Source organism: Mycobacterium sp. E136, assembly GCF_001666865.1.
Lineage (GTDB): Bacteria > Actinomycetota > Actinomycetes > Mycobacteriales > Mycobacteriaceae > Mycobacterium.
In genome coordinates this window covers 1-3,274 of the sequence record NZ_LZJE01000257.1, presented here as the reverse complement: position 1 = coordinate 3,274, position 3,274 = coordinate 1, and the positions used below count along the sequence as shown (strand labels likewise).

Sequence of the window (3,274 nt, the reverse complement as noted above, 5' to 3'; positions counted from 1 at the left end):
CGGCGGCCAGGGACCGGCCCGCGAAGGCCGCGGCGTCCACCCGGTCGATCGGCGGATCACAGTCCATGACGGCGTCGAGTTCGACCTCGGGGTCCCGGCCCGACGGACCACGGGTGGGCTCACCGCGGGCGAACTGGTGCGCGGCCACCGCGTCGGCGCCGAACCGCGAGGCCACATCACTGCGGGACAGCGCGGCGAACTGTCCGATGTTGCGAATCCCCATGCGCCACAGCAGGTCCGCCAGATCTTCTCGACCGGGTGCGGCCAGGCTCGGTTCGGTGGCCAGCTGACGGATCGACAACGCCGACAGGAACACCGCGTCCTTTCCGGGCTCGACGATCCGCCCCGCGCGCGCAGCGAAGACCGCAGTGGGCAACTGGTCGGCGACCCCCACCTGGCATTCGGCACCGGCAGCGGCCACCGCATCGACCAACCGCTCGGCGGCGGCTTCTTCGGATCCGAAGTACCGGGCCGCGCCTCGTACCGGGAGCACCAGCAAGCCCGGCCGCAACACCTCGGCGCGCGGCACCAGGTCATCCACCGCGATCGTCACGTTCTCGAAATGGCGGGCGTCACGTGCCGGGTCGGCAGTGACCACATGCAGTTCCGGGCACCGCGCCTGCGCTTCCCGACGCCGCAACCCGCGTCGTACCCCCACTGCCCGCGCCGATGCCGAACAGGCGATGACCCGGTTTGCCAGGGTCACCGCGATCGGGGCGGTGGACGGCAGGTCGGCGGCCGCGGCGACGGCGGGCCAGTCCATGCACCAGATGGCGAGAACGCGCGACACTCATCCGCCTACCGCACGGACGGACCGCCCCCTGGCCCGGGTGGCCAGTCGGACCCGGCTGATGCGGCCGAACCCCGGACGTCCCTGCCCCGTGATCTCGTATCCGCACACCGAGGCCTCCAACCGGGCCGACGCCCCCTGCCAGTCGCCGCCGGTGACCAGCAGCGTGCAGCCCTTCTGACGGGCCCGCGCGACTATCGCCCGCGCGCGGGTGGCCGGCACCGACCGCCCGCCCAGGCCGAGCACCACCAGATCCATCCCATCCATCAGCACGGCGGCGACCTCGACCGGATCGGCGCCCGGTTCGGGGATGACCGCGATCCGGCTCAGGTCGGCGCCCATCTCCACGGCCGCCAGCAGGCCGACGTCGGGCTGGCCGACGATCGCGGCGTGGCCGCCCTCCGCCGTCACCGCCGCCACCATGCTCAGCGACAGCGACCGGGCACCCGACACCACCGCCACCGACCCGCGCGGCAACGGCGCGGGAAGGAGACCGTCCAGCGATTCGGGCATCGACAGCAAAGTTTCCGAGTCCGGAAGCGGCTCGGTGTTCGAAGCGGCTCCGCGTCGGCCCGCGCCCACCTTGCTGGATACCGCCGCGATCTTGCGACGCAAGTGTTCCACCTGTTCAGCGCGGGTAAGCTGACGCTGATCCAGGCTCACGGCAGCTGTCACAACAGCACCTCCTGCATCGTCCGACTCAGTAATATTTCGAACGTTTGTTCGATCTCCCGAGTAAACACCCGACCACCGACAGCGTCAAGCGCGCGAGGCTGTCCACCGTTTCACATTGCCGATTGATGACATTGACAAATGTCACCATTCGATGGTGCACTGAGGCGTGCTCAACGACGAGCCCGCTCTGCCGGCGCGCGGTTCCCTGCGCGCCCGCGGTGCGGCGACAATCAGCAGCCTTACCTTGCGCCAGATCAGCGCCGTCCTTCCGCCCGACCGGACCTGGGGTCTGTGGTGTTCGCGCCAGATCGTGGCCCGCGTGATGGACACCTTCGGACCGTCGCTGGCCGGCACCCGAGTGCGCCGCGTCGACACCCGGACGTCGCGCGGACACCGCGTCGTCGGCGAATGGGTCTACGGCGCCGGAGTACCTCGGCACCGCGTTGAGACGGCCATCTACTACATCCACGGCAGCGGCTACGCGCTCTGCTCGCCGCGGACCCACCGCCGCCTCACCTCGTGGCTGTCGAAGTCGACAGGCCTACCGGTCTTCAGCATCGACTACCGGCTCGCCCCGAGGTACCGATTCCCCACCGCCGCAGACGATGTCCGCACCGGTTGGGAGTGGTTGACCTCGGATCAGGGGTTGCGGCCGGGGCAGGTCGTCGTCGCCGGTGACTCCGCGGGAGGACACCTGGCTGTCGACCTGCTCCTGCAACCCGCAGCCGCGCATCCCGCGGCACTGGTGCTGCTGTCGCCTCTGCTGGATCTGACCTTTGAGCTGGCCCGAAGCCGTGAGCAAGTGCGCCGCGATCCCGCCATCCGCTCCCGCGACGCCCTACGCCTCGTCGAGTTGTATTGCACCGGAACTGAACCCACTCACAACCGGCTGCGTCTTGACGTCGCCTCGGGCCGCGCCATGCCGCCGACGCTGATCCAGGCCGGTGGCAACGAGATGCTGGCCGCCGACGCCATCGCGCTCGCCGACGCCATCCGCGCCGCCGGCGGTGCCTGTGCCCTCGAGGTGTGGCCCGACCAGGTGCACGTGTTCCAGGCACTACCCCGGTTGACCTCCGAGGCGGCCCCCGCCATGCGCAGGATCGCCGCGTTCATCTCGAAGTCGCTGCACGACTGCGACGCCGACCGGGTCGCGGGGTAGCCATGATCTTCGGACGCAGACGCAGCCGCAACGCCGACGCCGTCATCACCGGGGCCGGAAGCGGCATCGGTGCCGCCTTCGCCGCCGAACTCGTCCGCCGCGGCGGTCGGGTGGTGTGCAGCGACGTCGACGCGACCTCCGCCCGTGCCACCGCCGACGCCGTCAACGCTGCGGGCGGACAGGCGATCTCGGTGAAATGCGACGTCGCAGAACTCGACCATGTCCGGCGACTGGCCGATGAGGCGCAGACCTGGTTCGGCGGCGCCCCCACCCTCGTGATCAACAACGCCGGGGTCGGCGCAGGCGGACTGCCGATCGGCGAGACCGACATCGACGACTGGCGTTGGGTGCTCGACGTCAACCTGTGGGGCCCGATCCACGGCTGTCACGTGTTCGCACCGATCCTGAGGGACGCGCGATCCGCAGGCCAACCCCGCGGCATCATCAACGTCGCCTCAGCCGCCGCTTTCGGCGCAGCGCCGGGCATGGCGGCCTACAACGTCAGCAAGGCTGGGGTGTTGTCGCTGTCGGAGACCCTGGCCGCTGAACTCAGCGGCACCGGTGTCACCGTGACGGCTCTGTGCCCGACATTCGTCAAGACCAACATCATCAATTCAGGAGCGGAGGGTGGCGCTATCTCCGACCGATCC

Annotated in this window: 4 protein-coding genes; 2 read left to right on the top strand and 2 right to left on the bottom strand. The window is 70.0% G+C overall.

Annotated elements, in window-relative coordinates; translation table 11 throughout:
* The coding region (locus A5698_RS17145) for a DNA polymerase Y family protein (protein WP_197506812.1) at positions 1-763 on the bottom strand (763 nt) is incomplete at its 3' end.
* A 27-nt stretch (positions 764-790) separates the two neighbouring features.
* Complete coding sequence (imuA', locus tag A5698_RS17140; protein WP_068299309.1) at positions 791-1,465, bottom strand: DnaE2-dependent mutagenesis accessory factor ImuA'; 675 nt, start codon at positions 1,463-1,465, stop codon at positions 791-793.
* A 166-nt stretch (positions 1,466-1,631) separates the two neighbouring features.
* Here imuA' and A5698_RS17135 point away from each other — a divergent pair, with 166 nt between their 5' ends.
* The gene (locus tag A5698_RS17135) at positions 1,632-2,624 is read left to right on the top strand and encodes an alpha/beta hydrolase (RefSeq protein ID WP_197506811.1); all 993 of its coding nucleotides are present in this window, start codon (positions 1,632-1,634) and stop codon (positions 2,622-2,624) included.
* 2 nt (positions 2,625-2,626) lie between these two features.
* A partial coding sequence (locus A5698_RS17130) for an SDR family NAD(P)-dependent oxidoreductase (RefSeq protein ID WP_156670793.1) occupies positions 2,627-3,274 on the top strand: 648 nt, incomplete at its 3' end.